This window comes from Paraburkholderia sp. RCC_158 (genome assembly GCF_041355255.1).
GTDB lineage: Bacteria > Pseudomonadota > Gammaproteobacteria > Burkholderiales > Burkholderiaceae > Paraburkholderia > Paraburkholderia graminis.
On the sequence record NZ_JBFUPM010000075.1, the window covers coordinates 1 to 1,291 of the forward strand.

Annotated in this window: 1 protein-coding gene; it reads left to right on the forward strand. The window is 61.9% G+C overall.

The features are described from left to right. The first annotated feature begins 71 nt into the window (after positions 1-71). Positions 72-1,252, forward strand: a protein-coding gene (locus AB6809_RS36185) for an IS3 family transposase (RefSeq protein ID WP_371028606.1) whose coding sequence is annotated in 2 segments (ribosomal slippage) — positions 72-324 and positions 324-1,252 — 1,182 coding nt in all. Because the reading frame shifts where the segments join, the coding sequence is not laid out codon by codon here. The last annotated feature ends 39 nt before the right edge of the window (positions 1,253-1,291 follow it).

Sequence of the window (1,291 nt, forward strand, 5' to 3'; positions counted from 1 at the left end):
GTGAGCTTCCCCCGAAATTTCGCCTTCCAAGAGGTCGTGTATAAAGGCGACCCAAAGGAAGGAAAGAAGGAATGTTCAAGGTACCGAAACAGGCCTCCACGGCGGAATTCAAGGCAGCGGCCGTGCAGCGAGTCAAGGACGGGCAAGGCGTGAGCGCGGTGGCCCGCGAGTTGGGCATGTCGGTGCAGACGCTGCGCAACTGGCTCAAGGCCGAGCAGGCCGGCAAGCTGAACGGCGCCGGCGCGAAGGTGGTCACGCCGGAGCAGATGGAACTCTCGCGCCTGCGCGCCGAGAACAAGCGGCTGCAAATGGAGCTTGAAATCGCAAAAAAAGCGGCGGCGTTCTTCGCGAAGGACCTCCTGTGAAGTACGCCTGGATTGACGAGCAGAGCCGGCATTACCCACTGTCGGCGCTGTGCGAGGTCCTGTCCGTGAGCGTCAACGGCTATCGCGCCTGGAAGCGCGGCGGCACGGCCGAGCGCCAGCGGCTCACCGACGTGCAGTTGCTCACGTTGATTCGGTCGATTCACGCCGAGTTCAAGGGCACCTACGGCTCGCCGCGCATGACCGAGGAGGTTCGTTCGCGGGGCTTTCCGGCTAGCAAGGCACGCGTGGAGCGGCTGATGAGCCAGAACGGTATCCGAGCGCGCCACAAACGCCGTTACCGTGTCACGACCGATTCCAAGCACAAGTTGCCGGTCACGCCGAACCTGCTGAACCGCGAGTTCACGCCGGCCGAACCGAATCGCGTGTTCAGCTCGGACATCACGTACATCTGGACCGACGAGGGCTGGCTGTATCTGGCTGTCGTGCTGGACTTGTTCAATCGGGAAGTCGTGGGCTGGTCCATCAAGCCGCGCATGACGGCGGACCTCGTGACCGACGCGCTGACGATGGCATGGTTCCGCCGAAAGCCCGCACCCGGCGCGCTGCATCATTCGGACCGTGGCAGCCAGTACGCGAGCCACGAATTCCAGCGCAAGCTGGCCGACTATGGCATGCGCTGCTCGATGAGCCGCAAGGGAAATTGCTGGGACAATGCGCCGACAGAGAGCTTCTTCAACAGCTTGAAAAACGAACGGGTCCATGCCACGCGCTACCGGACGCACCGGGATGCCGCAGCGGACTTGTTCGAATACATCGAAGTGTTTTATAACCGCAGTCGTCGTCATTCGTCACTCGGCTTCGTATCGCCGACCCAGTTCCTGCAAGTCTGGCTCAAGGCTCAGCAGACGAAAGAGACGGCTGCGTAACCCGGGGCCTCTGGAAGGCGAAAAACAGAGGGAACCTCA